The following is a 2,981-nucleotide window of genomic DNA, read 5'->3' on the forward strand; positions in this document are numbered from 1 at the left end:
CAGACTCTTTTAACATATCTTGTAGAAACTGTAACAGCCGTACGGTAAGCTTTCGGGCAATTAGTACTGCTCAGCTATGACATTACTGCCTTTACACCTGCAGCCTATCAACCTCATCGTCTCTGAGGGCCCTGTTTGGAAGTCTCATCTTGAGGGGAGTTTCGCACTTAGATGCTTTCAGCGCTTATCTCTTCCCGACGTAGCTACCCGGCAATGCAATTGGCATCACAACCGGTACACCAGCGGTCAGTCCAACCCGGTCCTCTCGTACTAAGGTCAGGTCCTCGCAAACTTCCCACGCCCGCAACAGATAGGGACCGAACTGTCTCACGACGTTCTGAACCCAGCTCGCGTGCCACTTTAATGGGCGAACAGCCCAACCCTTGGGACCTTCTCCAGCCCCAGGATGTGACGAGCCGACATCGAGGTGCCAAACCTCCCCGTCGATATGAGCTCTTGGGGGAGATCAGCCTGTTATCCCCAGCGTACCTTTTATCCTTTGAGCGACGGCCCTTCCATTCAGAACCGCCGGATCACTATACCCGTGTTTCCACCCTGCTCGGCTTGTCGGCCTTACAGTCAAGCTCCCTTATGCTATTGCACTCCTCGTACGGTTACCAAGCGTACTGAGGGAACCTTTGGAAGCCTCCGTTATCCTTTTGGAGGCGACCACCCCAGTCAAACTACCCACCAAGCAATGTCTCCCGTAATCGGGATTAGATACCAAACAAACAAAGGGTGGTATTTCAACGGTGACTCCACAGATCCTGGCGAACCCGCTTCGCAGTCTCCCACCTATCCTACACATCATTTGTCCAGTACCAATGCTAAGCTGCAGTAAAGGTGCATGGGGTCTTTCCGTCCCGTTGCGGGTACGCGGCATCTTCACCGCGACTACAATTTCACCGAGCTCATGGCTGAGACAGCGCCCAGATCGTTACACCATTCGTGCAGGTCGGAACTTACCCGACAAGGAATTTCGCTACCTTAGGACCGTTATAGTTACGGCCGCCGTTTACCGGGGCTTCGATTCAGAGCTTCTCTTGCGATAACTCCCCCTCTTAACCTTCCGGCACCGGGCAGGTGTCAGGCCTTATACCTAGTCTTTCGACTTCGCAAAGCCATGTGTTTTTGTTAAACAGTCGCCTGGGCCTCTTCACTGCGGCCCCCCCTGCGGGGGGCGCCCCTTCTCCCGAAGTTACAGGGCCATTTTGCCGAGTTCCTTAGCCATGATTCACTCGAGCACCTTAGGATACTCTCCTCGACCACCTGTGTCGGTTTGCGGTACGGGTAAACATACGCTTAACGCTAGAAGTTTTTCTTGGAAGCACTTAGGGCCACTATCCGATTGTCCGAAAACGCTCGGTACTATCAGCTTCGGCTAAACCCACGCATTTTACTATGGGTCCAATACCTACTACCTTCAACGCGGTATTCCGTCACCGCGCGGGCCTTTCATCACTCCGTCACTCCATCACCTGTATGCTTAGTACGGGAATATTAACCCGTTGTCCATCGACTACCCCTCTCGGGTTCGCCTTAGGCCCCGACTAACCCTGATCCGATTAGCGTTGATCAGGAAACCTGGGTCTTACGGTGGGCGGGTTTCTCGCCCGCCTTATCGTTACTTATGCCTACATTTGCTTTTCCAAAAGCTCCAGTGCACATCACCATGCACATTCGCCGCCGTTGGAATGCTCCCCTACCACTCGTATTACTACGAATCCTTCGCTTCGGTACTAGATTTGATGCCCGATTATTATCGACGCCCTGTCGCTCGACCAGTGAGCTGTTACGCACTCTTTAAAGGAATAGCTGCTTCCAAGCTAACCTCCTGGCTGTCTCTGCAACTGGACCACCTTTGTTCAACTTAATCTAGATTTGGGGACCTTAGCGGAAGGTCTGGGTTCTTTCCCTCTCGGACTGGGACCTTAGCACCCCAGCCCTCACTGCCGGTTCTGTATAGCGGCATTCGGAGTTCGTCAGGATTTGGTAGGATGTGACTCCCCCTAGTCCTATCGGTAGCTCTACCTCCGCCATACAATTCCCGACGCTGTTCCTAAAAACATTTCGGGGAGTACGAGCTATTTCTCAGTTTGATTAGCCTTTCACCCCTACCCACAGCTCATCCGGAAGCTTTTCAACGCTTATCGGTTCGGTCCTCCATACTGTGTTACCAGTACTTCAACCTGGCCATGGGTAGATCACCAAGTTTCGCGTCTACCCCCTCCGACTCAATCGCCCTTTCAGACTCGCTTTCGCTCCGGATCCGGCACTCAATGCCTTACCCTTGCCAGAGAGGTGTAACTCGTAGGCTCATTATGCAAAAGGCACGCCGTCACCCAACTAATGGGCTCCGACCGCTTGTAAGCGCACGGTTTCAGGTTCTATTTCACCCTCCTATTCGGAGTACTTTTCACCTTTCCCTCACGGTACTAGTTCACTATCGGTCTCTCAGGAGTATTTAGCCTTACCGGATGGTGCCGGCCAATTCAATCGGGATTTCTCCGGTCCCGACCTACTCAGGATACCCGCCTCTCAAACAACTCTTCCAATACGGGACTCTCACCCCCTACGGTCGGCCTTCCCATGCCGTTCTCGTCAAGTCGTTCTCAATTATGCAGGTCCTATAACCCCGTACATGCCGTAACATGAACGGTTTGGGCTAATCCGCGTTCGCTCGCCACTACTTACGGAATCATTATTATTTTCTCCTCCTCCAGGTACTTAGATGTTTCAGTTCCCTGGGTTTGCCTTCCTTGCGGAATACCACTAACGTGGTGGGTTGCCCCATTCGGATATCCACGGATCAATTCGTATTGGCCGATCCCCGTGGCTTTTCGCAGCTTATCACGTCCTTCTTCGCCTCTGAGAGCCTAGGCATCCCCCGTGCGCCCTTATTCACTTACTCTTTACTTATTCAGAATACCTCACAGGTATCCCTACTGTTACAGTTTCTACGCAATATGTCAATGAACTTC

1 rRNA gene is annotated in these 2,981 nt (G+C 52.4%); it reads right to left on the reverse strand.

Going from position 1 to position 2,981, the window contains the following annotated elements:
* Positions 1 to 40 precede the first annotated feature (40 nt).
* A 23S ribosomal RNA gene (locus BLQ57_RS20650) occupies positions 41 to 2,911 on the reverse strand.
* Positions 2,912 to 2,981: the final 70 nt, after the last annotated feature.

This window comes from Algoriphagus faecimaris, from assembly GCF_900101705.1.
GTDB lineage: Bacteria > Bacteroidota > Bacteroidia > Cytophagales > Cyclobacteriaceae > Algoriphagus > Algoriphagus faecimaris.